Source organism: Bacillus sp. NS1 (assembly GCF_058248265.1).
The window spans coordinates 74,596-99,885 of record NZ_JBZAZF010000002.1; the positions used below are offsets into that span (position 1 = coordinate 74,596).

The 25,290-nt window shown below is 44.6% G+C and carries 28 protein-coding genes and 1 pseudogene; 13 read left to right on the forward strand and 16 right to left on the reverse strand.

Annotated features, from left to right (window positions below):
• Positions 1 to 72 precede the first annotated feature (72 nt).
• A complete protein-coding gene (locus AC4CV5_RS05825) occupies positions 73 to 504 on the forward strand; it encodes a GNAT family N-acetyltransferase (protein ID WP_166853784.1) in 432 nt (143 codons plus the stop codon).
• Positions 505 to 533: 29 nt separating this feature from the next.
• On the opposite strand, the gene AC4CV5_RS05830 is transcribed toward AC4CV5_RS05825, so the two are convergent.
• Genes AC4CV5_RS05830 through sigM form a run of 3 tightly spaced genes read right to left on the reverse strand, consistent with a single transcriptional unit; the run spans position 534 to position 2,369 of the window.
• The gene (locus tag AC4CV5_RS05830) at positions 534 to 824 is read right to left on the reverse strand and encodes an anti-sigma factor (RefSeq protein WP_166853783.1); all 291 of its coding nucleotides are present in this window, start codon (positions 822 to 824) and stop codon (positions 534 to 536) included.
• A complete protein-coding gene (locus tag AC4CV5_RS05835; protein WP_490922253.1) occupies positions 812 to 1,888 on the reverse strand; it encodes an anti-sigma factor in 1,077 nt (358 codons plus the stop codon). Before AC4CV5_RS05835 ends, AC4CV5_RS05830 begins: the two co-directional genes overlap by 13 nt.
• Complete coding sequence (gene sigM / locus AC4CV5_RS05840; RefSeq protein ID WP_003224177.1) at positions 1,878 to 2,369, reverse strand: RNA polymerase sigma factor SigM; 492 nt, start codon at positions 2,367 to 2,369, stop codon at positions 1,878 to 1,880. Before sigM ends, AC4CV5_RS05835 begins: the two co-directional genes overlap by 11 nt.
• Positions 2,370 to 2,565: 196 nt before the next feature.
• Here sigM and AC4CV5_RS05845 point away from each other — a divergent pair, with 196 nt between their 5' ends.
• From AC4CV5_RS05845 to AC4CV5_RS05855, 3 genes are all read left to right on the forward strand, one after another.
• Entirely contained in the window at positions 2,566 to 3,561 is a 996-nt protein-coding gene (locus AC4CV5_RS05845) for an aldo/keto reductase (RefSeq protein WP_490922254.1), read from the forward strand.
• Positions 3,562 to 3,695: 134 nt separating this feature from the next.
• Positions 3,696 to 4,295, forward strand: a complete 600-nt coding sequence (locus AC4CV5_RS05850) for a 1-acylglycerol-3-phosphate O-acyltransferase (protein WP_003224182.1) — start codon at positions 3,696 to 3,698, stop codon at positions 4,293 to 4,295.
• Positions 4,296 to 4,396: 101 nt separating this feature from the next.
• Positions 4,397 to 5,524, forward strand: a complete 1,128-nt coding sequence (locus AC4CV5_RS05855; protein WP_222142507.1) for an NAD(P)/FAD-dependent oxidoreductase — start codon at positions 4,397 to 4,399, stop codon at positions 5,522 to 5,524.
• Between the two features lie 20 nt (positions 5,525 to 5,544).
• On the opposite strand, the gene AC4CV5_RS05860 is transcribed toward AC4CV5_RS05855, so the two are convergent.
• The 3 genes from AC4CV5_RS05860 to cueR form a co-directional block, all read right to left on the reverse strand.
• Entirely contained in the window at positions 5,545 to 6,444 is a 900-nt protein-coding gene (locus AC4CV5_RS05860) for an NAD-dependent epimerase/dehydratase family protein (RefSeq protein WP_003224186.1), read from the reverse strand.
• Between the two features lie 160 nt (positions 6,445 to 6,604).
• Positions 6,605 to 7,939: a hemolysin family protein gene (locus tag AC4CV5_RS05865; protein ID WP_166853778.1), complete on the reverse strand. Its 1,335-nt coding sequence runs from the start codon at positions 7,937 to 7,939 to the stop codon at positions 6,605 to 6,607.
• Between the two features lie 60 nt (positions 7,940 to 7,999).
• Entirely contained in the window at positions 8,000 to 8,431 is a 432-nt protein-coding gene (cueR, locus tag AC4CV5_RS05870; protein WP_166854697.1) for a Cu(I)-responsive transcriptional regulator, read from the reverse strand.
• A gap of 156 nt (positions 8,432 to 8,587) precedes the next feature.
• Between cueR and AC4CV5_RS05875 the strand changes: the two genes are divergently transcribed.
• The gene (locus AC4CV5_RS05875) at positions 8,588 to 9,769 is read left to right on the forward strand and encodes a pyridoxal phosphate-dependent aminotransferase (RefSeq protein WP_490922255.1); all 1,182 of its coding nucleotides are present in this window, start codon (positions 8,588 to 8,590) and stop codon (positions 9,767 to 9,769) included.
• 333 nt (positions 9,770 to 10,102) lie between these two features.
• The gene (locus AC4CV5_RS05880; protein WP_222142510.1) at positions 10,103 to 11,488 is read left to right on the forward strand and encodes a hemolysin family protein; all 1,386 of its coding nucleotides are present in this window, start codon (positions 10,103 to 10,105) and stop codon (positions 11,486 to 11,488) included.
• Between the two features lie 13 nt (positions 11,489 to 11,501).
• Here AC4CV5_RS05880 and crcB read toward each other — a convergent pair whose 3' ends face one another.
• The 3 genes from crcB to AC4CV5_RS05895 are packed head-to-tail and all read right to left on the reverse strand — an operon-like array spanning position 11,502 to position 12,968.
• Entirely contained in the window at positions 11,502 to 11,858 is a 357-nt protein-coding gene (crcB, locus tag AC4CV5_RS05885; RefSeq protein WP_222142511.1) for a fluoride efflux transporter CrcB, read from the reverse strand.
• Positions 11,855 to 12,250 carry a fluoride efflux transporter FluC gene (locus tag AC4CV5_RS05890; protein ID WP_222142512.1) on the reverse strand — a complete coding sequence of 132 codons (396 nt, stop codon included), beginning with the start codon at positions 12,248 to 12,250 and terminating at the stop codon, positions 11,855 to 11,857. Before AC4CV5_RS05890 ends, crcB begins: the two co-directional genes overlap by 4 nt.
• On the reverse strand, positions 12,237 to 12,968 hold the full coding sequence (locus tag AC4CV5_RS05895) for a glycerophosphodiester phosphodiesterase (RefSeq protein ID WP_222142513.1): 732 nt from the start codon (positions 12,966 to 12,968) through the stop codon (positions 12,237 to 12,239). Before AC4CV5_RS05895 ends, AC4CV5_RS05890 begins: the two co-directional genes overlap by 14 nt.
• Before the next feature lie 233 nt (positions 12,969 to 13,201).
• On the opposite strand from AC4CV5_RS05895, the gene AC4CV5_RS05900 reads away from it, so the two are divergent.
• The 3 genes from AC4CV5_RS05900 (at position 13,202) to AC4CV5_RS05910 (ending at position 15,390) form a co-directional block, all read left to right on the forward strand.
• Positions 13,202 to 13,309 (forward strand): YhdX family protein, encoded by a 108-nt coding sequence (locus tag AC4CV5_RS05900; protein ID WP_003224203.1) that lies wholly within the window; start codon positions 13,202 to 13,204, stop codon positions 13,307 to 13,309.
• A 149-nt stretch (positions 13,310 to 13,458) separates the two neighbouring features.
• Positions 13,459 to 14,574: a small-conductance mechanosensitive channel protein MscY gene (gene mscY, locus AC4CV5_RS05905; RefSeq protein WP_166853772.1), complete on the forward strand. Its 1,116-nt coding sequence runs from the start codon at positions 13,459 to 13,461 to the stop codon at positions 14,572 to 14,574.
• A 72-nt stretch (positions 14,575 to 14,646) separates the two neighbouring features.
• Positions 14,647 to 15,390: an NAD-dependent protein deacylase gene (locus tag AC4CV5_RS05910; protein ID WP_222142514.1), complete on the forward strand. Its 744-nt coding sequence runs from the start codon at positions 14,647 to 14,649 to the stop codon at positions 15,388 to 15,390.
• A 29-nt stretch (positions 15,391 to 15,419) separates the two neighbouring features.
• Here AC4CV5_RS05910 and AC4CV5_RS05915 read toward each other — a convergent pair whose 3' ends face one another.
• Positions 15,420 to 16,268, reverse strand: a complete 849-nt coding sequence (locus AC4CV5_RS05915; protein WP_490922256.1) for a polysaccharide deacetylase family protein — start codon at positions 16,266 to 16,268, stop codon at positions 15,420 to 15,422.
• Between the two features lie 285 nt (positions 16,269 to 16,553).
• On the opposite strand from AC4CV5_RS05915, the gene dat reads away from it, so the two are divergent.
• The gene (dat, locus tag AC4CV5_RS05920; protein ID WP_326221007.1) at positions 16,554 to 17,402 is read left to right on the forward strand and encodes a D-amino-acid transaminase; all 849 of its coding nucleotides are present in this window, start codon (positions 16,554 to 16,556) and stop codon (positions 17,400 to 17,402) included.
• 42 nt (positions 17,403 to 17,444) lie between these two features.
• Here dat and nhaC read toward each other — a convergent pair whose 3' ends face one another.
• Both nhaC and AC4CV5_RS05930 read right to left on the reverse strand, forming a co-directional pair.
• Entirely contained in the window at positions 17,445 to 18,806 is a 1,362-nt protein-coding gene (gene nhaC / locus AC4CV5_RS05925; protein WP_490922257.1) for a Na+/H+ antiporter NhaC, read from the reverse strand.
• A 126-nt stretch (positions 18,807 to 18,932) separates the two neighbouring features.
• On the reverse strand, positions 18,933 to 19,433 hold the full coding sequence (locus AC4CV5_RS05930) for a universal stress protein (RefSeq protein ID WP_166854696.1): 501 nt from the start codon (positions 19,431 to 19,433) through the stop codon (positions 18,933 to 18,935).
• A gap of 162 nt (positions 19,434 to 19,595) precedes the next feature.
• On the opposite strand from AC4CV5_RS05930, the pseudogene AC4CV5_RS05935 reads away from it, so the two are divergent.
• From AC4CV5_RS05935 to bmrD, 3 genes and pseudogenes are all read left to right on the forward strand, one after another.
• A pseudogene (locus AC4CV5_RS05935) lies at positions 19,596 to 19,758 on the forward strand (hypothetical protein).
• A gap of 125 nt (positions 19,759 to 19,883) precedes the next feature.
• Complete coding sequence (bmrC, locus tag AC4CV5_RS05940; RefSeq protein ID WP_490922258.1) at positions 19,884 to 21,641, forward strand: multidrug ABC transporter ATP-binding protein BmrC; 1,758 nt, start codon at positions 19,884 to 19,886, stop codon at positions 21,639 to 21,641.
• A complete protein-coding gene (bmrD, locus tag AC4CV5_RS05945) occupies positions 21,638 to 23,662 on the forward strand; it encodes a multidrug resistance ABC transporter ATP-binding protein/permease BmrD (RefSeq protein ID WP_166853766.1) in 2,025 nt (674 codons plus the stop codon). The genes bmrC and bmrD overlap by 4 nt, the downstream gene beginning before the upstream one ends.
• A gap of 44 nt (positions 23,663 to 23,706) precedes the next feature.
• On the opposite strand, the gene AC4CV5_RS05950 is transcribed toward bmrD, so the two are convergent.
• The 4 genes from AC4CV5_RS05950 to AC4CV5_RS05965 form a co-directional block, all read right to left on the reverse strand.
• Complete coding sequence (locus AC4CV5_RS05950) at positions 23,707 to 24,327, reverse strand: NAD(P)-dependent oxidoreductase (protein WP_166853765.1); 621 nt, start codon at positions 24,325 to 24,327, stop codon at positions 23,707 to 23,709.
• A gap of 38 nt (positions 24,328 to 24,365) precedes the next feature.
• Positions 24,366 to 24,491: a hypothetical protein gene (locus AC4CV5_RS05955; RefSeq protein ID WP_014113213.1), complete on the reverse strand. Its 126-nt coding sequence runs from the start codon at positions 24,489 to 24,491 to the stop codon at positions 24,366 to 24,368.
• Between the two features lie 105 nt (positions 24,492 to 24,596).
• Positions 24,597 to 24,800: a beta type acid-soluble spore protein SspB gene (sspB, locus tag AC4CV5_RS05960; RefSeq protein ID WP_003233287.1), complete on the reverse strand. Its 204-nt coding sequence runs from the start codon at positions 24,798 to 24,800 to the stop codon at positions 24,597 to 24,599.
• Between the two features lie 207 nt (positions 24,801 to 25,007).
• Positions 25,008 to 25,226, reverse strand: a complete 219-nt coding sequence (locus AC4CV5_RS05965; RefSeq protein ID WP_166853763.1) for a YheE family protein — start codon at positions 25,224 to 25,226, stop codon at positions 25,008 to 25,010.
• Between the last annotated feature and the right edge of the window lie 64 nt (positions 25,227 to 25,290).

Here is a 25,290-nt window from a genome sequence, read left to right on the forward strand (position 1 = left end):
TGATATTGGCTATTTGGTGAATGCCATTTATTCGCTATGATCATTGTAACGAATGGAAAGGGGATTGAGAAGATGATTCATATGAAACAATTAACCACGAAAGAAGAATGGGCCGAGTCGTATCCGATAATGAGTGAATTGAGAACAGAACTGAATGAAGAGACGTATTTACAAAGACTTGAAGCCTGCGTGCAGAAAGAATCGTATATGCTGTTTGCCTTATATGAGGGTACAACAATCAGGGCGCTATGCGGCGCGCTGCCGAGGGTTTCCATTCATAAAGGGGAGCACTTATGGATTGCGGATCTTGTGACAACCGCGCCTTGCCGATCAAAGGGATACGGCAAAATGCTTTTGGATTATGCCACAGACTGGGCGAAAAAAGCCGGATTAAGCTTTGTCAGTCTTTCATCTGGCCTTCAGCGTAAAGACGCTCACCGATTTTATACAGACAAAATGGGTTTTACTATAGAAAGCTACTTGTTTCGAAAGCCGATGCAATGAAAAAAGACGCCTCTTCAGGCGTCTTTCTTTTAAAAGCCAAACTGTAAATTGGTATCAACAGATACAATGGTATACACACAAATGATCACAAAGAGATTCAGGATGACGCCGAGCAAGCCAGGACCTGTCCGCCCTCTCTTGATGAAGAGTTCAATAATGCCAAACGGAACGGCAGCCATGGCGAACGGAAGCATTTGATAGGAATAAAATGTGACGTTGCTGATAATCGCCAAATTCAGCAAGAGCAGGGACAGAATCGCTGTCCCGACAGAGATCCAGCCGAATACATTGTGTTCTTTAAAAATTCTTACCAGTTCCATAATTCCACCTCGCCGACATTCGCTGATTTTACAGATTTGTTTTTCAGCATGCGCTGGATTTCCTTGGTCGGCCCTGTAACGACCGAACCGTATACATTGACACCGTTTTTCTCTACATAATCCAATCGATTATCCACATTCAGGTCTTTTCGTTTTGAAATGACCTGCGCCCATTTTTCGTGCTTGGACATGAATTTCAGGGCGTTGATAAACTGATCGCCATTTGACTTGCCTTTTGAATTAAGTGCAGCCAAGAACTTTGAATCCTTCCCAGGATAGCCAAGAGGTTCTGTGTACACTGTCTTATTTGTATTTTTCTCTGTTTCAATTGCATTCCACAAAAAGCTCACATCGTAGCCTTTGAACTTGTTATACACCTCTTTTGTCGGGTATGCACGGTCATATGAAAGATAGACCTCGGATACCGTTCCTTCAGGCAATGTCTTTAACGTTTTTTCCGCTTTTGCGGTTGTTTGTTCTGACGCATTTGATGGGTGTGTAAAGTAATGGCCTGTTTTGTTCACTTCTAAGTCATAGTAGTTAACGGCCGGCGCTTTCACTTTATCATAAAACATTTCAACCCGTTCATTCCCTACGGCAGCCGTCTTCGTGCCGATCTGCTTTTGCAGCGGGAATTCCGTATTCATGCCAAACAGCTTCACTTGGCTTTTCAGTCCGGATGTATCAACAAGAACATTCGGCATGGTCAGGGCCACAGTGACTGCGGCGGTTTCCATAAGCTCATTGCCGGTGCTGTGTTTTCCTCCCATTCCGTAATAGAGGTAGCTACCCAGCGTACAGAGCGGCAAAATCATTAATGTCGAAATGACGGCAAGCACAGAAATTCGCAAATAAGACTTGCGTTTTCCGTAGGCTAAAATCGCTTTTTGTTTTTCAGGACTAATGCTGACATCCCAATCGTTGATGTCCTCTAGCTCGCTGTCAATCAGTTCCTGATACACTTCGAGCTTCTCAAGTTCTTCCTCAAATGCTGTCATTTCCTGGTCGCTCATTTCCCCATTTTTATATTGATCAAAACGCTTTTTAAATTCTTCATTCATCATTAACACCTCTATTATAAAGTGCTTTCAGCCGCTGTCTGGCGCGAAATAAAACACTTTTAAAATTCGCCTCTGAAATATTCATAATATGGGATGCTTCTTTGTAATTTAACTCTTTTAAATAATATAGCGTTAAGGCCTCCCGATAATTATCGGGGAGCTCGGACATATAACCAGTCAGCACTTCCTTTATCTCTACCTGATGGGCAGGGCTCTGAACAGCATTTTGAAAGAGGCTTCCGATTAAGTCATCAGAAATGGTGACTTCTTTCTTATGCTTTCTGACGTAATCAATGAAGGCGTTTCGCGCCACTTGAAAAAGCCAGGGTTTTACTTTGCTGTGATCATAGGAGTGAATGTGTATGTATGCCCGCATAAAGGTTTCCTGCAGCAAGTCTTCGGCAAGATGCTTGTCTTTTGTCATGGAGAGCAGGAACCTGTAAACATCATTCATGTACATTTGGTAAATTTCATCGATCGTCACTGCCTTTTCTCCCCTCTATCTTATACACGCATAAGAAAGGTTTAAAGTTGCACATTACGTGCAAACGGCTTTTTTATACCTAATCAAACACCATTCCTATATAGTAACCAAAAATGGCCGCAAAAGATAGTACCGAGAAATGTTTAACATTTTTGCCAGCGGGGAAAAGATAGTGAAAAAGTGAAGGAGTGGCACAATGGAAAATACCCGTATAGCAGATACAGGAATCAAAGCCTCCAGAATCGGCCTCGGTACATGGGCGATTGGCGGAACGATGTGGGGAGGCACTGACGAAAAAACATCCATCAAAACAATCCGCGCCGCTCTTGATCAGGGGATCACACTGATTGACACCGCGCCGGCTTACGGCTTCGGACAGTCCGAGGAAATCGTCGGCAAGGCGATCAAGGAGCACGGCAAAAGAGATCAGGTGATTCTCGCAACGAAAACGGCTCTGGACTGGAAGAACAACCAGCTGTTCCGCCATGCGAACAGAGCGAGAATCATAGAGGAAGTCGAGAATTCTTTGAAGCGGCTTCAAACGGATTATATTGATCTTTATCAGGTGCATTGGCCTGATCCGCTTGTGCCAATTGAAGAAACGGCGGAAGTAATGAAGGAATTGTATGATGCGGGGAAAATCCGGGCGATTGGCGTCAGTAATTTTTCAGTTGAGCAAATGGATACATTTCGCGCTGCCGCACCGCTTCATACGATACAGCCTCCATATAATCTGTTTGAAAGAGAAATCGAAGAGGATGTTCTTCCTTATGCGAAAGACAAACAGATCACAACGTTATTATACGGCAGTTTATGCAGAGGGCTGTTAACAGGAAAAATGACCGAAGCGTATACATTTGAGGGCGACGATCTGCGAAATCACGATCCGAAATTCCAAAAGCCCCGCTTTAAAGAGTATCTTTCCGCTGTCAAACAATTGGATGAACTGGCGGAAACACGTTATGGTAAATCAGTAATTCATTTGGCTGTCAGATGGATATTAGATCAGCCTGGAGCAGATATCGCTCTTTGGGGAGCAAGAAAGCCTGAGCAGGTTGAAGCGGTATCAGAGATTACAGATTGGACGCTGAGCAGTGAAGATCATAAAGACATCAATACCATATTAGAAAATACGATATCAGACCCGGTCGGACCGGAGTTTATGGCACCGCCGACAAGAGAGGAAGTATAACAAAAGCTGAGGGCACATCCTCAGCTTTTTGTCGTTTTAACCAGAGAAATCATAAAAATTAGTACCAGGTAATAAAAAATGTTGTTATAATAAGTAACAGTAAGAATCATTGATTACGACAAAGGAAGTGCGATATGTATAAGTTTTGTGCAAATGCTTTAAAAGTTATTCTTTCTCTTCGCGGAGGAGTGAAGGTGTATAACAAAGAAAACCTTCCGGCCGATTCAGGTTTTGTCATCGCGTGTACACACTCCGGCTGGGTTGATGTGATCACACTCGGAGTCGGGATTCTTCCTTATCAAATACACTACATGGCGAAAAAAGAGCTTTTTCAAAATAAATGGATCGGTTCATTTCTGCAAAAAATTCATGCCTTTCCGGTAGATCGGGAAAATCCCGGGCCAAGCAGTATTAAAACACCGATTAAGCTGCTGAAAGAAGGAGAGATCGTCGGTATCTTCCCAAGCGGAACAAGAACCTCTGAGGACGTGCCTTTAAAAAGAGGCGCGGTGACGATTGCGCAAATGGGGAAAGCTCCGCTCGTTCCCGCTGCTTATAAAGGGCCTTCAAGCGGAAAGGAATTGTTCAAAAAAGGAAAAATGAAGCTAATTATCGGTGAGCCACTTCAGCAGGCTGATTTTGCCCACCTGCCGTCAAAAGAAAGACTTGCAGCAATGACAGAGGCTTTGAATAACAGCATTAAAGAGCTTGAAAAGAAGCTTGAGCAGCTATAAACCATCAGTATTTCTACTCACTGATTTTCCGATTGTTTATAAGTTCCTCGGCAATTAGCTATACTAATTGAGGAATTGACTATTGGGAAAGGTTACGGAAAATGAAAAAAATTATCGTGGTAGGAGCTGGAATTCTGGGAGCGTCAACTGCATATCAGTTAGCCAAAATGGGGGCCGAGGTCCTTGTTATAGATCGGAAGGATAAGGGACAGGCCACCTATGCGGCGAAGGGCATTATTTGTCCATGGCTGTCACCCAGGCAAAATCAGGCGTGGTACAGAATGGCAAAGGCAGGAGCACACTTTTACCCCAGTTTCATAGAGGAGCTTAGAAAAGAAGGCGAGAAAGAAACGGGTTATGCTCCTGTTGGTGCTCTTAGTATCCATCAGGAGAAAGAAAAGATAGAGAATATTGAAAAACGGGTGCAGGAACGTAAACAAGATGCCCCGGAAATCGGTGAGATTTCCTTTCTTTCTGAAATAAAAACAGCGGGTATGTTTCCGCTATTGGATAAACGGTACCATTCCATTCATATAAGCGGTGCTGCCCGAGTGGATGGCGAAGTGCTGAGAGATGCATTAGTGCGTTCTGCTCAAAGAATGGGCGCCGTTTTTTTAACAGGCGACGCCAAAATTCAATATCATTCAAAACGAGTGACAGGCGTAACCGTCGGTGATGAACGTTATACTGCTGATGAGGTGATTGTTTGTGCTGGTGTATGGGCAGGCCAATTGCTGGAGCCTTTAGGCATTCGCTTCAAAGTAAGCGTGCAAAAAGCGCAAATCGTATATGTACAGGTTCCGGCCGCAAACGATATGGACAGCTGGCCGGCTGTGATGCCGCCTTCTAAGGAATATCTGTTAGCTTATGCTGACAAGAGAATAGCCATCGGAGCAACTCGTGAAGATGACATAGAAGGACATGATGTACGGATAACGGCCGGCGGGCTGCAGGAATTGTTGAACAAAGGTTTAGAAATGGCTCCTGGTTTAGCAAACAGCACCTTTCAAGAAGCAAGAGTCGGTTTACGCCCCTTTACACCAGGGGATGTGCCGGTAATCGGACCCCTTCCCGGCTGGGACGGGATCATAGCAGCAAATGGCCTTGGATCGTCAGGTTTGACAATGGGGCCCTATATGGGGCTGCAGCTGGCAAAGCTGGCTCTCAAAATGGATGTAGACATCAATTTAGATGATTATGATATAAAAAAAGCAGCAGAAGTTCATTGAACATCTGCTGCTTTTTTGTTTTATATTTTGGATAATGAAAGCTGATCCTCTGGCAGTGCTTTAAGTGAGCCGTCATTGTTTAATACAGAACGCCATGTATAACGCGGTTCATAACCAAGGATCTTTTTCGCTTTATCGATTGCCATCAGCGTTTCATATCCTTTTATATCTCTTTTTAAAGAGACATCCGGGAAAAACCGCTTAACCAAATCTTCACTCGGTTCTTTCATGATGGTGTCCGGCGCAGTAATATGGAAGACATCGTTTCCGAGATTATTTTTTTCGACTGCAAGCAGGCAAGCGTGTGCAGCATCTCTGACATCACAATACGCCCATGCATTTTTCTTTTGAATCTCTTTTTGCTGCTCGTTCCAGTGCATCCCGGGTATTTTTTCGTACTCATCGGGCTCATATATATTCGCAAAACGAAGAGTGACGATTTGTGTTTTGGTTAGCTTTGAATACATATCTGAGAGAATTTCAGTCAGCCGTTTTGCCATGGCATACGATGATTTCACGATCGTCGGGTGCTCCTCGTCTACAGGAAGGTAGCTGAGCTCTTTCGGGACAAACGGATATCCCAGCACCGTCTCACTTGAAGCCCATACCAGCTTAGGGATTTTAAAATCTTTACAGGCTTCCAGGACATTAAAATTGACAAGCATATTATTTTCAAATATCGCCTGAGAGGTATTCCTGACATCGGTCGGAATATTCCCGAGGTGAACCACAGCATCACAGCCCATAATAAGCTGACATACCTGGCCATAATCCCGCAAATCTGCTTGAATAAATTTTTTCGATGCTGATTCCTCTCTTAATAATCGATCTGACGCTGTTACATCATGGCCGGCCTCCAGTATTGTTCTTACGGCCCACCGTCCTATTTTGCCTGCTGCTCCAGTTACCACTACTTTCATGATGTCACTCCTTTTTCTCGCTTTTAAAATGAGATCCAGTCCCCTGATTAGAATTCCCGAGGATTAGCGTTTTATTAGCAGCAGTTTTCATAGGAGGAGAATAGGGAGGTTAAAATAAAACATAATAAAAAGACACCTCAGTAAAAGGTGTCTTTTTATATTATGCTTCTCTTGGTTCCCCAGCTTCGACCAGCTCTTCTGCCGCAAGCTTTTTGACTTCAATATAAGCGACGTGGTGGCCGTCGATTTCATTGATGATAAATTCGCAGCCTTCTTCGATGATAGAATCGTCTTTTTCAACATCGTATTTTTGGGTAAGGAACCAGCCGCCGATCGTATCGACTTCTTCGTTCTCTAAATGAATGCCGAGCAGATCGTTTACTTGGTCGATCAACACTTTTCCGTCAAGAATATAATGGCCTTCGCCGATTTTGCGGATTTCGTTAATTTCATCAATATCAAATTCATCGCGGATTTCGCCGACGATTTCTTCGATAATGTCTTCAACCGTCACGAGCCCGGCAGTCCCGCCGTATTCATCAGACAGGATGGCCATGTGGACCCGTTCTTTTTGCATTTTGACAAGCAGATCTTGGATCGGCGCAGATTCAATGACATGAATGATCGGGTTGACGAATTGAGAAATGGTAGAATCAACAGATACCTCGCCGCTGATGCAGGCGGTCAGTACTTCTTTAATATTAATAACACCGATAATGTTATCCTTATCGCCCTCTTCTACAGGGTAGCGGGTATATTTTTCAATCTGAATGATATCCATCATTTCAGAAATCTTGATATCATGCGGAAGGCTGACAATTTCGGTCCGCGGAATCATAATTTCTTTCGCGAGCCTGTCGTCAAATTCAAAGATTTTATTCACATATTTAAACTCTGACTGGTTAATTTCACCGCTTTTATAGCTTTCAGACAGAATGATTCGCAGCTCTTCTTCAGAGTGAGCGAGTTCGTTTTCTGAAACGGTCTCCAGGCCAAATGCTTTTGTCAATAACCGTGCGGAATTGTTCAAAAGCCAAATGAACGGGAACATAATGCGGTAAAACCAAATCAGCGGTTTCGCAAACAGCATAGACACTGATTCCGCCTTTTGGATAGCGACTGTCTTAGGTGCAAGTTCTCCGACAACAACGTGCAGGAACGTAATAATGGCATACGCAAAAATAAACGATATGACATGTGAAAGGGAACCTGGAACGTTCAATTGTACGAAAAGCGGGTGAAGCAGCCCTTCAATCGTTGATTCACCTAAAACCCCTAATCCGATGGAAGTCAATGTAATTCCGAGCTGACACGCAGATAAATATTCATCAAGATGCGTGGTCACTTTTTTTACGGCTATTGCTGCTTTATTTCCTTCCGCGATCAGCTGATCAATCCGTGAGCCTCTGATTCTGATAATGGCAAACTCAGATGCCACGAAAAATGCCGTCAGGGCGATTAAAACAGCGACAAAAATCAAATTCACTATGTCCAATTAGAACCTTCATTCTAGCAATGAGAATGAAGGTAACACCTCCTGTTAGATAAAATGGTTTTAACTTAACAGCAGCATAAATGATTGGAACACGGCGAGCTTTTCGGGCGGGAGTTTGCTTTTCAGCCTGTCGCGCTCCTCGGGCTTCAGCCGTTCAAACCGATGCAAGATTCCGGAGATGTTTTGATTCATATGATCAATTTCTAATGCCAGATTTCCAATTTCATCATCAAGTTTAGCTGAAGAGGGAAACTGGTTCTCCAGTCGATCTTTAATATCGGACAGGGCCAATCGCTGCTTCTTACAATCTACAATAAATATAAGCCGTTTGAGTGCAATTTCGTCGTAGTAACGGTAATTCGAACAGGATCTGGCCGGCGTAAGCAGACCGAGATTCGTATAATAATCAACTGTTCGTTTCGTTACTCCGGCAAGTGCCGCTAGTTCACTGATGCGATAAGTCTCAGCCCCATCTATATCCCTCCCAACCATCACGTTATAGTTATGAGAATAGTTTAATATATGAACGGTGTCTTGCACAAGTTTATTGTTTTTTCCAGACGGTAACTGGAAGTAGTGGAATTCATCATCTCATTGAAGTAACATAGAAAGATAGAATTTTCAAACTTTTATATACGGAAGGGACAGATGAGATTGGCTGGGTTATCCCGGGAAATTGAAGAAAACTTAAATAAAGGATCATGGATTCGCAAGCTGTTTGATGAAGGCGCAAGGCTGAAGAAAGAGTTCGGGGATGACCAGGTATTTGATTTTTCACTCGGCAACCCGATTGTCGAACCGCCTGAAGCTTTTAAGAGAGCGTTAATAGAGGAAGCTGAAAAAGGCAATCACGGATACATACAAAACCAAGGACTTCCGGCGGCGAGAGAAAAAGTCGCGCAATTTCTGGCGTCCCGTTTTGAAGCGGAGTTCTCGGCGGAACGCGTCGTCATGACGGTGGGTGCGGGCGGCGCATTGAATGTCGCGCTAAAAAGTATCGTAAACCCGGGAGAAGAGGTCATTATTCTCGCACCTTATTTTGCCGAGTATAAATTGTATATTGAGAACTACGGGGGGAAGGCTGTCAGCTGCCCGTTGACGTCCCGGTTTGAGATCGATATTGAAGCGGTAAGGCAATCGATCACTCCAAAGACGAAAGGGCTGATCCTCAATACACCTCATAACCCGACAGGTACCGTTCTCAGCCAGAAAAATATAGATGATTTAGGCGCTTTATTAAAAGAAATAGAAGAGAAGAGCGGCCAGACGATTTATGTTCTGTTTGATGAACCATACAGTCAATTAATCTATGATGAAGAGCTGGCAAATCCGTTTCAATCGTATCATCGTGTGATTTTGGCGAGCTCATTCAGTAAGGATCTCGGCATAGCCGGGGAGCGGCTCGGGTATATCGGTTTGGACAGCAAGATGCCGGATGCCGGTCTTTTGATCAACGCTTTTGTGTATTGTAATCGAACGCTTGGATTTGTGAATGCGCCTGTCATGATGCAGCGGGCTGTGGCAAGAATGGATGATGTAAGAGTAGACGCAAGCGCTTATAAAGAGCGCAGGGATTTAATGGTCAGCATTTTAAAGGAAGCCGGTTTTGAATTTGAAATGCCGAAGGGCGGCTTCTTCGTTTTTCCGAAATCGCCAATTGAAGATGAAGTCGCATTTTGCGTGCATGCCGCCCAAAAGTACAAATTATTAATTGTGCCGAGCAGCGGTTTTGGAATGAAAGGGCACTTCCGTTTATCCTTCAGCGTGCCGATCGAGCAGATTAAAAACTCACGGGATATTTTCATTTCTTTATATAAAGATTTTGCTTAAGAAGGCAAAGATAGAGAAAACAGTTTTCCATGCTGTTTTCTTTTTTATCTTCACAAAATCCTTACTCCTCCAATCCAGGCAGTCAGCAGAATTGACAAGCAGAAGCAGTGCAAGCAATTAAGGCTTTCCCTATAATAAAAGTCTAAAAATTAAAAATCATTTTTGGAATGAGTTGTGTTACAATAAAATATACAATTTATAATCACTTTGACTTGGAGGTGGTATGATGGGGCCCACTGCTTAGGCAACAATACACCGCGTACCTCAATGTTAAGGAAAAATGATTATATCAGGAGGTGACTCCTTATCCTTTCATGAAGGGGATAAGGTTAAATGGACGATATTGACAGTCTGATTTTAATTGGTGTGCTCATTGCTTTAACCGCGTTTTTCGTTGCAAGCGAGTTTGCGATTGTTAGAGTAAGGAGATCCAGAATTGATCAGCTTATAACGGAAGGAAACAAACGGGCAATACTCGCAAAGCGTGTCATTACAGATTTGGATGAATATTTATCCGCATCCCAGCTGGGCATTACATTGACATCAATCGGGCTCGGCGTGTTGGGGGAGCCGGCATTTGAACGGCTGCTGCATCCATTGTTTGAACCGCTCGATCTGCCGGAATCGGTTTCTCATGCGATCTCATTTGCGGTCGCGTACGGCTTGATTACATTCCTGCACGTTGTTGTAGGTGAGCTGGCCCCGAAAACGGTCGCAATTCAAAAGGCTGAACAGCTGACTTTGCTGATAGCGGGTCCTTTGCGTTTATTCTATTTGCTCCTGTTTCCGTTTATTTGGATCCTCAATGGATCGGCGCGGCTTTTATGCGGGATGTTCGGTTTAAAGCCTGCGTCAGAACATGATGGTTCCCATTCTGAGGAAGAACTCAGAATGCTGTTGTCTGAGAGTTTAAAAAACGGAGAGATTAATCCGTCTGAATATAAATATGTGAATAAAATTTTCGAATTTGATAATCGGATCGCTAAAGAAATTATGATACCGCGGAAGGAAATGGCCGCTGTGTCAACAGAGATGACGATGGCCGAGATGCTAGAAGTCATGCTGAAGGAAAAATATACGCGCTGGCCTGTCACAGACGGGGACAAAGACAGTGTCATCGGATTGGTTAATACGAAGCATTTGTTTTCTGATTTGCTGTTTATGACAGAAGAGGAACGAATGAAGATGACAATCCACCCGTATGTGCGGCCCGTAATCGAAGTGATTGAAACCATCCCGGTTCATGATTTGCTGATTAAAATGCAGCGCGAACGCATTCATATGGCCATATTGTCTGATGAATACGGAGGAACCTCGGGACTTGTGACGACAGAGGATATTCTTGAGGAAATTGTCGGCGAGATCAGAGATGAATTTGATGAAGATGAACAGCCGGTGATCCAAAAGCTTGGCGACCGCCATTATGTGATGGATGGAAAGGTTCGGATCGATCAGGTGAACAGCCTTCTTGGTGCATCGATTCAAGAGGACGTCGATACGATCGGCGGGCTGATATTAAAAGAAAACATCGATATTGAGGCTGGTGAATCCATCCGTATCGGTTCGTATACGATAAAGGTGCTGAAGATGGACGGCCGATTAATTAAACAAATCGATATAAAAGAAGAAGCTGGCAGCACAACCGGGATTACGGCGCACCACACGCTGCCGATGCCCGAGCCTGTGATGCTGAACAGTGCAACCTTGAGCGAGAAATAAGCTCAAGGTTTTTTTACGTTGTGATTGTCCAGCCGCACCAAAATGCCAAAAGCGACCCGCAAAGCGTCAGAGCGATGTACAGGATGCTTTCCATTACGCGTTTGGCCAGCAGGAGCTGTACACTTTCAACGCTGAAAGTGGAAAAGGTCGTAAAGGCGCCAAAAAATCCCGTGCCGATGATGAGGGAGGCCGAAGCATTTGTAACGTGAAACCCTATAAATATTCCAAGCCCGAGAGCTCCGAGAATATTGACTGTTACTATGCCGATGGGCAGGATGAAACCTTTGGCTTTGGCGGTTATGACATTGCCAAGCCAGAAGCGCAGGATCGCGCCAAGCCCGCCCGCTATGAAGATACCCGCTAGTGTCATTTTTCCTGCAGCCCCTTTCTTTGCCGAATGCTTACTATGCGCTGGCCCGCCAGAACACCAATCAGTGCAAGAGCGATTCCTGATATCGATGAGACTGCCATATACAAAACAGCCAGTGAAGATTGTGATTGCAAAAGCAGCACCGTTTCTTTAGAAAACGTGGACATTGTCGTGAAGCCGCCGCAAAATCCGGTGCCTAAAAAAGCCGACAGCAGAGGCCGTTTTGCCCTGACCATAAAAAAACCGGTCAGAATGCCTAATAGAAGGCTTCCAGCCGCATTTTCCAGCAAGGTTGCTGCCGGAAACTGATCGGTGTGTATCCACATGTTTAATCCGTATCGGAGGCAGGCGCCAAGCGCGCCTCCGATAAAAACCGCGCTATATATTTTCATGTTTGCCATCCTTTTTGATGAAATCCGGGTAGTCTGTTACGATGCCGTCCACACCCATGGCTTGTAATTTTGCTGCTACCTTTGGATTCTTGACAGTCCATGCAAATACTTTTAAGCCATTTTTATGGGCGGAAGCGATCATCAGCCGATTGAGTCGTGTGTATTTTATATTGACATAGTTTGCGATAGATTGGCAGGCCTTCAGCTGATTTCTGGACAGCATGCCAAAGTTGGGCCTTGTAATGACTGCTGTCGGAATCGATGGATAAAGCTCGCGGAACCTCTGGACGGAGCGGAATTGAAAGGATTGGACAATATTGTTGATAGAAAAAGAAAATTGCCCTAACAGCTGTCCCACTTCTTCTTCAATTCCGACTTGAGATGGATGGCCTTTTAATTCAATTAAAAGGCCGATTTTTTTGTGGTAGCGTTTGAGCACCGCTTCTAAGGTTGGAATACGCTCTCCCTTAAAATTGGGGCTGTACCAGCTTCCTGCATCGAGCTTCTGCAATTCCTCCAGTGTAAATTCCTTAACAAAACCCGAGCCGTTTGTTGTTCGGTCAACCCTGTCATCGTGTATCACAACAATCTGCCTGTCTTTTGTAAGCTGGACATCCAGTTCGATCATATCTGCATTCATTTTCGCCGCAAGGTCAAATGCGGCAAACGTATTTTCCGGAGCGTAACCTGATGCTCCTCGATGGGCAATGGTGTACAAGCTAAGTCAGCTCCTCGTATGGGCATTTCTGTTATTGTATCAAATCCATATATGCGCGGCGATACAAACTGGTGAATTTTTTCTGCCATCTCGGAATGGTCCGGGCTGATGAGTGCGTATAACTAAAAAAAGACACTCAGCGTTTCAGAACATATTTCGGCAGGAAATTAGGTCTTTCGACATATTCACAAAACATTCTGTTACTTTATAATAGCAAAAAAGGAGGCGAGATCATGGGAAAAGGGAGAATCAGAGTGGAGGAAAGAATTAAAGCCGAAACGGATGCTGAAATGCAAAAAGCAACTCTCCTTGATCAGACACAAACGAAAAAAAGTAAGTGACTGTCCCTAGTGTATCTGGCTGAATAGATGAATTGAGAAATGGCCCCGGCGTTCGCCGGGGTTTTGTGCTGCAAAAAGACATTTAGAAGAGCATCTTTACGAATCTTTTAGTATAATAAACATTCGATTTAAATAGAAGGGAGACTGTCATGCCAGATTATCTGCAGCAATATTTTACGCTTGATAAAATCATACAAATCGGCATCAGCTTGGCGATTTTGCTGGTGTTTCTTATACTGAGAAAACTGTTTACAAGATATTTCTTTCAGTTGCTTTTTAATTTAACGAATCGGCGGAAAACAGAAATTTTCAAACAGGTCGTTCTTGCGTTTGAAAAGCCGGCCAGGTGGTTTTTTGTTGCCTTAGGGCTGTTTTTAGCAATACGGTATTCACCGTTTTTAGACGAACAAATGCCGATCATCAGCAAAATATACCGATCACTGATTGTTGCGCTCTTGTGCTGGGGGCTTTGTAATTTGACCGCAGCATCGTCGTTTATCTTCCATAAGGTGAATCAGCGCTTCGAACTGGACATGGATGACATTCTGGCGCCGTTTTTATCCAAATTGCTCCGTTTTGTCATCATTGCGCTCAGTGTCAGTGTGATCGCTCAGGAATTTAATTATGATGTCAACGGATTTGTGGCGGGCCTAGGTCTTGGCGGACTTGCTTTTGCGCTTGCAGCGAAGGATACCATCAGCAACTTCTTCGGCGGCATCATTATTATTACTGAAAAACCGTTTACCATCGGTGACTGGGTGGAGACGTCGACAGTAACCGGATCAGTAGAAGATATAACCTTCAGGAGCACGAGATTCAGAACAGCACAGGGGGCGCTTGTAACGGTGCCGAACTCTACGCTGTCGATGGAAGCAATCACGAACTGGACGAGAATGACCAAACGCCAGATCACGTTTTCCATCCATGTATCCTACGCTACGCCGATTGAGAACCTTGAACGCTCCATTCGTTCTCTCAGAACCATGCTTTTGGAACATGAGGGCGTTGATAATGAAACGATCATGGTCAACTTTGATACGTTTGCCGACAGCTACTACAATTTATTTTTCAACTTCTATACAAAAACAACGATTTGGGCTGAAAATCTTGATGTTAGAGAGGATATCAACTATAAAATTATTGAAATTCTAGCCGCAGAAGGTGTTGAGTTTGCATACCCCGGCCAAATGGTTTTTGTTAAGCAAAAGCACCAAAACGATCCGTTCCAAGTCAATTTAAATAAAGAGGAAAAGGAACGAGCTTAAAAAGGGAAAGACTCCGTCTACAGAGGCGGAGTTTTTTTCGTGGTAAAATAATAGAAAAAAGGCGGTGTTGAGTTGGAAGCATTCAGAAATATTCTAAATGAAGCGCAGCGAATTGTCGTGCTGACCGGAGCTGGGATGAGCACAGAATCAGGGATTCCCGACTTTCGTTCAGCCGGGGGCATTTGGACGGAGGATGCCTCAAGAATGGAAGCGATGAGTCTTGATTACTTTTTAAACCATCCGCGTCTGTTTTGGCCTAAATTCAAAGAATTGTTCCAGATGAAGATGAGTGGCAGCTTTGAACCGAATGAAGGGCACTTGCTTTTAGCTGAGCTGGAGAAGCAAGGGAAGCAAGTCGATATTTTCACGCAAAACATTGACGGCCTTCATAAAAAAGCCGGGAACAGGCATGTGTATGAACTGCATGGCTCTATCCAGACAGCAGCTTGTCCGGCATGCGGCGTCCGATATGAGCTCCCTCATTTGCTGGAGAGAGAGGTGCCGGAGTGCACGGCGGTCGGAAAAGATGATGATATTTGCGGAACGGTATTAAAAACCGATGTTGTTCTCTTTGGTGATGCCGTCCTGCACTTTGACACCCTTTATGAAAAGTTAGATCAAGCAGATCTTTTATTGGTCATCGGCACGTCTCTCGAAGTTGCTCCGGCGAGATTTGTGCCTGAGGACGCAAGCCGGATTCCCGGCATGAAGAAAGTCATCATTAACCTCGAGCCGACGTATTGTGACAGCTTGTTTGACATGGTCATCCATCAAAAAATTGGAGAGTTTGCCCGAAGTTTGGACATAAAAAAGTGAGGCCACCCATATGCGTGCGCCTCACTTTTTTATTCATGAACAGGAACCATGGTGTCCTCTAATACTCCGAAGGAATAGCCTTTTTCTTTGAGTTTATCGATTAATGCCGGCAGCGCGTTTACGGTAGCTGGAAGATCATGCATGAGAATGACATACGGCCTGCTTGAGTGGCTGTGTTCCATATTCTCAAGCTGTTGTAATACTGCCGTCACATATTTTGAATTCCGGTATTTCCAGTCCAGGCTGTCAATCGTCCAATCCCAGTACACAAAACCGTCTTTCTCAAGATTGCGGATTTGTGAAGCGGTCAGTGACGGCTTGCTCCCGTATGGCGTTCTGACAAGATCGGTTTTATATCCTGTTATGTCTTTAAGCGTGTCACGCGCCTCCTGCATTTCTTTTAACGGGGATGTCGGTGTTTGATAGAATAATTTGTTATTATGGGTGACGCCGTGTAAACCGAGTGTGTGGCCTTCCTTTTCTGCCCTTTTCACCGCTTGTTTGAATTCGTTCATCCGCGGTGACAGCATAAAAAATGTCGCTTTTACATCAGCGCGTTTCAGTGCGTCGAGCAAGCGGGTTGTATAGGCTGACGGGCCATCATCGAAGGTTAAGTAAACCGTCTTATCTCCCATGTTCTGTTTTGTCTGCAGATGTTTTATCAGCAGATCGGGGGAGTCGTTTTTCAGCTTCAGGCTTTCCTTCTCATTGCGAAGCTGGCCGTTTGTTGTGACAGTGACTTCCTTTGCTTTCGATGAGCTGTTGGAATACCCCAGAATCACCATAAGCAAAAGCAGCACACATAAAACTGCTAAACTTGCAAATTTAAAAGCAAGCGAAACTGCAGAAGGAGAAGCGTCTCCTCTCGTTTGTCGCATAACAATCTCTCCATTGGCATAAAATCTCTACATACCGCTGTACAGCAGGCAGCTTATGAAGATGCCATATGTTTACAACCTATGTATTACCAGTCAAGTATACAGGAATAAATCGGGAAAGAACATAGAAAATGTGTCGAAATGTCAGATTTTAAGGAAAAAATAAACTCCTTCCCGCTATAGATCTCTTGGATCTTTCTGTTTTTCAGCTCGTCCAATATGGTAGAATAAGTGACAATGACAGCTAGAAAAACATCAGGGAAATCTCGAAAAGGGAGGGTTATTATGAAGGTTTTAGTCAACGGCCAGCTGACCGAACGCAGCGAAGCTTCGGTTGATTTGGAAGATCGCGGTTATCAGTTTGGTGACGGTATCTATGAGGTTATCAGGGTGTACAAAGGGGTATTGTTCGGCTTGCGCGAGCATGCGGAGCGTTTTTTCAGAAGTGCGGCTGAAATCGGAATGTCACTGCCGTTCAGTATAGAAGATTTAGAGTGGGACCTGCAAAAGCTTGTACAGGAGAATGCGATCAGTGAAGGAGCGGTATACATTCAGACAACAAGAGGTGTGGCGCCTCGAAAACATCAATATGAAGCTGGACTTGAACCGCAGACTACTGCTTACACTTTTAGTGTGAAAAAACCGGAGCAAGAGCAGGCATACGGAGTGGCAGCCATTACAGATGAGGATCTCCGCTGGCTGAGATGCGACATTAAAAGTCTGAATTTACTGTATAATGTTATGACCAAGCAAAAAGCCTATGAAGCGGGAGCCTTTGAAACTATTTTACTAAGAGACGGCACTGTTACGGAAGGTACATCCTCTAACGTTTATGCTGTTATCAATGGGACGGTGCGAACGCATCCGGCTAATCGGCTCATTCTCAATGGAATTACACGAATGAATATTTTAGGGCTTATTAAAAAGAACGGGATCGAGCTTGAAGAGAAGCCTGTCAGTGAGGAAGAACTGAGACAGGCGGAAGAGATCTTTATTTCATCAACAACGGCAGAGATTATTCCGGTCGTGACGCTCGATGGAGAATCGGTCGGAAGCGGTGAACCCGGACCGGTGACAAAACAGCTTCAGGCTGCTTTTCAAGAAAGCATTCAGCAGGCTGCAAGTATTTCATAATGAAGCATAAAAAAAGAGCCCGCTTTGCAAGCGGAGCTCTTTTTATTTTTTAATAAATCCAACCAAAATGGAGATCATCGGTGATATATAGAGGAAGAACGTAAACGGGATATATTCTATGACGGGAACACCAAGTGCGCTCGTCATAAAAGCACCGCATACTCCCCAAGGGATCAACGGATTAATTAATGTCCCGCCGTCCTCTAAGGATCTGGAAAGAAATTTTCGCTGGATGTTTTGTTTGTCGTATAAGGCTTTAAATGATTGTCCCGGTATTAATATTGAAAGATACTGTTCACCGGTTGCCAGATTGATGCCGATGCTTGAACAGACAGTTGCCGCAATCAGTTGGCCTTTTGAACGGATGCCTTTCATGACACCCTCCAATAGCGCGGAAATCAATCCGATTTTCTCCATCAATCCGCCGAGTGCAAAAGCAATCATAATGAGCGAGACTGAGCCCATCATGGATTGCAGTCCGCCTCTGTTGATAATTTTAGCGGCGGCCTCATTGTCAGTTTCGAACGACGTGCCATTTTGCAAAGCTGTCATAAACGCCTGCAGGCTGCTGTCAGGCACAAATATAGCAGTCAAAATTCCCGAGGAAATAATTCCAGCAGTCAGCACGGGAATCACGGGCACACGCTTAACCGCCAGCAAGACGACTAAGAGTGGAGAAAGAAGCGCCCACGGCGTTACGTTTGCGGCATCATTGATTCCGGTTATGACATGTTGAATATCATCGGTTGAAGCCGTGTCCGCTGACACAGATAAACCGAGAAAGTAAAACAGCACGACAGTAATGAGCAAAGCCGGAATAGTAGTGCCCATCATATGGCGAATGTGTTCAAAGATTGGTATTTCGCCTATGCCGGCGGCAAAATTGGTTGTGTCCGACATCGGCGACATTTTATCACCAAAGCATGCGCCGCATATGACCGCGCCTGCTGTCCATTCAAGCGGAACGCCGGCCGCACTCGCCACTCCGATCAGCGCGACCCCAATCGTGCTCACTGTTGTCAAACTTGAGCCGACAAGCGTACTGATGATCATGCAAGAAAACAAAGCAGTCAAAAGGAGGTGGCTGGGTTCAATAAATGACAGGACATAAACTGTCACGGACGGTATTGCGCCGCTGTACATCCAAGCGCCGATTAAGATACCGATCAGCGCCAGAACGATAATCGGCTGTACGCCGTTCTTGATCCCATCTGTAATCCCTTTTTCTAATGACTTCCAGGAAAAACCAAACCATAAACCGGCAGCCGAAAGCATGACAACACATAGAAACAGCGGAATATGCGGTTCTGTATGAAACAAGAATAAGCAAGAAATAATGATTCCTAACATTAATATAAATAAACCGACGGCTAACGGAAACGTCAGCTTTCTTTGAGAATCCAAAATAACACCCCATAATTCATCTTTAATGCTTTTGTGCTTTTGGGCACGAAAGCATTATAACAGAAAAAAACGAAAATCTATGTTTTTTCACAATTATGAATTTAAAAAAGCGAGCACGGGGCGTGCTCACTTTACAATCAGGACGGGTATATCCGATTTCGCTGAAAGCTTTTCACTTACACTTCCGAATATGAGCTTTTTCAGCCTGTTTTGGTCTCTGCTTCCGGTTACGATCAAATCGGCAGAAATACGGTTTGCATGCTCGATAATTGATTCAGCCGGATCGCCTTCTAATATATCAATATCTCCATCTGTCTGTTGGTCATTCAGCATCATTCTGGCTTCGGCGATGACTTCTTCCGTACGGTCTTCATAGATCATTGGCTCAGATGGTGCAACGTCTGATATCAGCGGATCAGGAACACTTGTCATGCCTCCGCCAATATAGCTTGCCCCTGCTGCGGGCCTCGGCGGGTCGATGATGGTCTGATTGTCTTTCATATCATGTGAATGGGCGACGGTAATGGCAGCATTTACTGTTGTAGCAAGATCGATGGCTGTCTGCAGTGCTTTTTTACTATTTTCACTTCCGTCAAACGCAACGATGATACGGTCAGCATGAAACATCATTCTCACCCTTTCAAAAGCGTCTTACAACACAATACCCGGATTCGGGTACAATTAACCCTTTTCCTATTCAAGTAATGATTGACAAAAAAAGGTTTTGTTTATATGATGAAAAAAAGATGAAATCAATGGAAGGAGGGTTTGCTATGCCAAGGAATTTGCGTGTTTCCAAAACAATTTCATATTGGCGCGGCAACCCCTATGTTCTGTTTGATCGAACGGTTTTTTTAAGTCTAGCCGCGCGCTGAAGAGCGCTGTGCATATCATATTGGTTAAAAAAGGCATGGAGCTGACGCTTCATGCCTTTTTTATATACAAAATCTAAGGAAAGACAGGTGTATGGGATGTGAAGACAAATACAGAGACGAGGGCAGCTCATGTCAAATTAAACGAAAAAAGCAGCAAGGAAAAAATAGAAGGCGGCTGATGAGATAAAGGAGATGGGGATCGATGTTTTCAGTATTGAAAAAGCTAGGCTGGTTTTTTAAAGCGTACTGGCTGCGCTATACGATTGCAATTGTGCTTTTATTGGGAGTCAATGTCATTGAAATGTTTCCGCCTAAGCTCTTGGGGAACGCCATAGATGATATGAAATCAGGGGCGTTTACTGCGGAGGGGCTGCTGTTTTATATCGGTATCTTTTTTGTGCTGACGGCGGTCGTGTATATCATGTCTTATTTTTGGATGCACCAGCTGTTCGGCGGAGCGAATGTGATGGAGAAAATTCTCCGTACGAAGCTGATGGGGCATCTGCTGGCCATGTCGCCGCCGTTTTATGAAAAAAACCGGACAGGCGATTTGATGGCACGAGGGACGAATGATCTTCAGGCGGTCAGTTTAACGACGGGGTTTGGCATCTTGACATTAGTCGATTCTACGATGTTTATGATGACGATCTTTTTGACGATGGGGTTTCTGATCAGCTGGAAGCTGACCTTAGCCGCCATTATCCCGCTTCCTATTATGGCGATTGCGATCAGTCTATACGGAAGTAAAATTCATGAGCGGTTTACGGAGGCCCAAAATGCGTTCGGGGCGCTGAATGACAGGGTGCTTGAATCCGTTTCGGGCGTGCGGGTGATTCGCGCGTATGTACAGGAAACAAATGATGTCCGCCGGTTTAATGATATGACCGCAGATGTTTATCAGAAAAATATGAAAGTGGCTTTTATTGATTCATTGTTTGAGCCGACGGTGAAGCTGCTTGTCGGCGCCAGCTATCTGATCGGGCTCGGCTATGGAGCGTTTCTGGTGTTCCGGAACGAGCTGACGCTGGGTGAGCTTGTGTCCTTTAACGTTTATCTCGGCATGATGATTTGGCCGATGTTTGCAATCGGTGAACTCATTAATGTGATGCAGCGGGGCAATGCATCATTAGACCGGGTAAATGAAACCCTTTCTTATGAGCCGGACGTGATGGACCCAAAGCAGCCTGCTGATCTTAAAGAGCCTGGGGATATCAATTTCAACCATGTCAGCTTTACATATCCAAGCTCAACAAGCGGCAATATTCAAGATATTTCGTTTACGGTACGAAAAGGGCAGACTGTCGGGATTGCCGGTAAAACCGGGAGCGGAAAAACGACGATTATTAAGCAGCTTTTGCGCCAGTATCCTGCCGGTGAAGGGAGTATCACATTCTCAGGCGTGCCGATTCAGCAGATCCCGCTTGACCAGCTCCGCGGGTGGATCGGATATGTGCCTCAGGATCATTTGCTGTTTTCACGGACGGTAAAAGAAAATATTTTGTATGGAAAACAGGATGCAAGTGATGAAGAAGTTAAGCAAGCCATTGCCGAAGCACATTTTGAAAAAGATTTACATATGCTTCCAACTGGTTTGGGGACGATGGTTGGTGAAAAAGGCGTGGCACTGTCCGGCGGGCAAAAACAAAGAATTTCGATTGCGAGAGCACTTATGGCGAATCCGGAGATATTGATCCTGGATGATTCGCTTTCTGCAGTAGACGCCAAAACAGAGGCTGCAATTATCAGGAATATCAGAGAAAACCGCAAAGGAAAAACAACATTCATTTTGACGCACCGATTATCAGCGGTAGAGCATGCTGACCTGATCCTTGTGATGGACGGCGGTGTGATTGCTGAAAGAGGCACGCATCAAGAACTAATGGCCAATAATGGGTGGTACCGCGAACAATATGAAAGACAGCAGCTGTTCACTGCGGAAGAAGGGGGAGCGGGTGCATGAAAACAGGAAAAACGTTATGGAGATACGCACTCCTTTATCGAAAATTGCTGATCATTGCCGTCCTATTGCTTGCTGTCGCCGTCGGGGCAGAACTGACCGGGCCGTTTATCGGCAAAAAAATGATTGACGACCATATCCTCGGCATCGAAAAAACATGGTATGAAGCGTCGGAAAAAGATAAAAACGCCGTTCAGTTTCACGGTACATCTTATGTCAGAGAAGACCGTATCCAGGGCCCTGTTTCTCAAGAGAAAGAAGCGCATATTTATCAAGTGGGAATGGCGTTCTATTTTGTGGATCAGGCTGTCAGCTTTGACGGGAACAGAACGGTTTCTGACGGGAAGCTGACGATCACAAATGGAGACAAGAGCCGGACATTTGCTGCCGAAAAGCTGACAAAGCAGGAACTTTTCCAGTTCTATCAGCCGGAAATAAAGGGAATGGTGTTTCTAATCTGCCTTTATGGGGGCTTGCTTGTCTTTTCGGTTTTCTTTCAATACGGACAGCATTATTTGCTGCAGATGAGCGCCAATCAGATTATTCAAAAGATGAGGCAGGACGTGTTTTCGCATATTCAGAAAATGCCGATTCGCTACTTTGACAACCTTCCGGCCGGGAAAGTGGTTGCGCGGATTACCAATGATACGGAGGCCATTAGGGATTTATATGTCACAGTGCTGTCAACATTTGTGACAAGCGGAATCTATATGCTCGGGATATTCACGGCTTTGTTTCTGCTGGATGTTAAGCTCGCGTTTGTGTGTCTGGCAATTGTGCCGATTATCTGGGTGTGGTCGGTCATATACCGAAAATACGCGTCTTATTACAATCAAAAAATCCGCTCAATCAACAGTGACATTAACGCTAAAATGAATGAATCCATTCAAGGCATGACGATAATTCAGGCTTTCCGTCATCAAAAGGAAACGATGAGAGAATTTGAGGAATTAAATGAATCTCATTTTTATTTTCAAAACAGGATGCTGAATTTAAACTCCTTAATGTCCCATAACCTTGTCAATGTGATCCGGAACCTTGCGTTTGTCAGTCTGATCTGGCATTTTGGCGGTGTCAGCCTGAATGCGGCCGGAATTGTTTCCGTCGGTGTGCTGTACGCGTTTGTCGATTATTTAAACCGGTTATTTCAGCCGATTACAGGCATCGTCAATCAGTTTTCAAAGCTGGAGCTGGCACGGGTTTCTGCCGGGCGCGTGTTCGAACTGCTTGAAGAAAAGAATACGGAAGAAGCGGGTGAACCGGCGAAGGAGCGCGCGCTGGGGCGGGTTGAATTTCGTGATGTGTCATTTGCTTATCAAGATGATGGTGAAGAGGTATTAAAACATATTTCCTTTACCGCGCAAAAAGGCGAAACCATAGCGCTCGTCGGCCATACCGGATCAGGAAAAAGCTCGATTTTGAATCTCCTGTTTCGTTTTTATGATGCGCAAAAAGGGGATGTTCTGATTGATGGAAAAAGCATTTACAACATGTCAAGACAGGAACTCAGATCCCATATGGGCATTGTGCTTCAGGATCCGTACTTATTTTCGGGCACAATCGGATCTAACGTCAATCTGGATGACGAAAGAATGACCGAAGAAGATATCAAAAAAGCTTTGCGGCAAGTCGGTGCCGAGCCGCTTCTGGAAAAGCTTCCGAAAGGCATTAATGAACCCGTGATTGAAAAAGGGAGCACACTATCCTCTGGAGAGCGGCAGTTAATTTCTTTCGCAAGAGCTTTGGCGTTCGATCCCGCCATTTTGATTTTAGATGAAGCAACGGCGCACATTGATACAGAGACAGAGGCCGTAATCCAGAAGGCGCTTGATATCGTCAAACAAGGACGCACCACCTTCGTCATCGCTCACCGGCTTTCAACAATCAGAAACGCGGATCAGATTTTGGTCCTCGATAAAGGAGAAATTGTTGAACGAGGGGACCATGAGGAATTGATGGCAATCAAAGGCCAATATTATCAAATGTATGAGCTGCAAAAGGGCCAGAAACATTCCATTGCATAACGCTCAAAAACCCAAAACAATCATGTTTTGGGTTTTTTATGTAGTTAATAAGCCAGTCCGGCACGGTATCCGACATATTCTCCTGTAACAAGCTCACGATATAGAAAATCAGCAGTATCGCCGACCGAAATGCTCGTGCCGCCCTCCGGCAAAACGTCACGCTCTGTACGATAAACACCAGTTGCAGGTCCCTCCGGGAGGTAAGTGGGACAGATGATTGTCCAGTCTAACGAGGAATCTTTTAGCATTTCGTATACTTTTGCATGCTCCCTAGCTGCGCGGGTGAGCTTTCGCTTCGATTCATTTGTTTCAAACCGGTACTTTCCCGGTTCATACCGGGAATCAAGAATGCCTGCGGTACCGATCGTAATCAGTCTTTTGATATGCTGTTCCCTCATAATGGCGAGTATATTTGTCATAGCTGCGGATAGGGTATCATCACCATCTGTGCCGAGACAGCTAATCACGATTTCAGCATCCTTCACAACTTTTGTTACATCTTCCCGGCGGCGCGCGTTCCCCATGACGATTCGGTCTTTTTGAAGGGGAAGTTCAGCATGTTGAGATCTGACCAGAGCGTAAATGTCAAATTGTTCATCTGCGGCAGCTTTTTTTAAAAAGGCTTGTCCAACGCGGCCGCTGGCTCCAAATAAAGCGATTTTCATCAAAAAACCTCCTCGCCACTCATTATAAAAGGATGTTCTCAGTTTGAACAGCGCGGGAAAGAATACCTGTACAAATAGACAGAACGATGGGAAACATATTCATGAATCATGGAAATACTTACGAACTGAACCAGCTCCCAATTCACAAAGGCGATGAATGCCATCCTTATTCCCTCCCTTTTTTTCTAGGATATGTGGAGTAGGAAAAAAGGGTGACAAATATAAAGAGAGCGCGGAAACCGCGCCCTCTATAGCCATATATTGAGTTGTTATTGAACTCTGCCGCCCATTTGCTGCTGAGCGAAAGATACTAAACGTTTTGTGATTTCTCCTCCGACAGAACCGTTAGCGCGGGAAGTTGTATCCGCTCCAAGGTTAACACCGAATTCGGAAGCAATTTCAAGTTTCATTTGATCGATAGCCTGAGCTGCGCCAGGAACTAGTAAGTCATTTGAAGAGTTTTGGTTAGCCATGTGTAAAATCTCCTTTTTGTTTAGTATGGTTGGGTTAACTGGAGTTGCACCAGTCCGTGGACCCGTCTCGGGTGTCACTGCCCTTCGGCGTAACCCAATGCTTGCCGGCTTGTTACTAGTATTATGTTAAATTGGCCGGGAACGCATGCAAAGAATTGAGTGGTAAATCTTGAGAAGATATAAAAAAGCTTAGCCGCTTAGGCTAAGCTAGTCATAAATATGAAAAAGCATCAGTTCATGAATTTCGTTTGCAAGAGCAGGCTCGTCAGCGCGGGCGGGATATAAATTTCCCCATTCAATCTCACCGCTTTTGTGATAGATGCCTTCATAATGGGTTCCTTTATAATAAAACGAAATTCTCCATCCGGGCAGCTTTTCTTTTTGGAACAAAGGTTTCCAGCTGAAATGAGAAATCATTACGGCCACGCTCCTTAAAATTGATATCAATTGACCTGAATACGAAGAATTATGTTCATTGTAGCACTGTTTC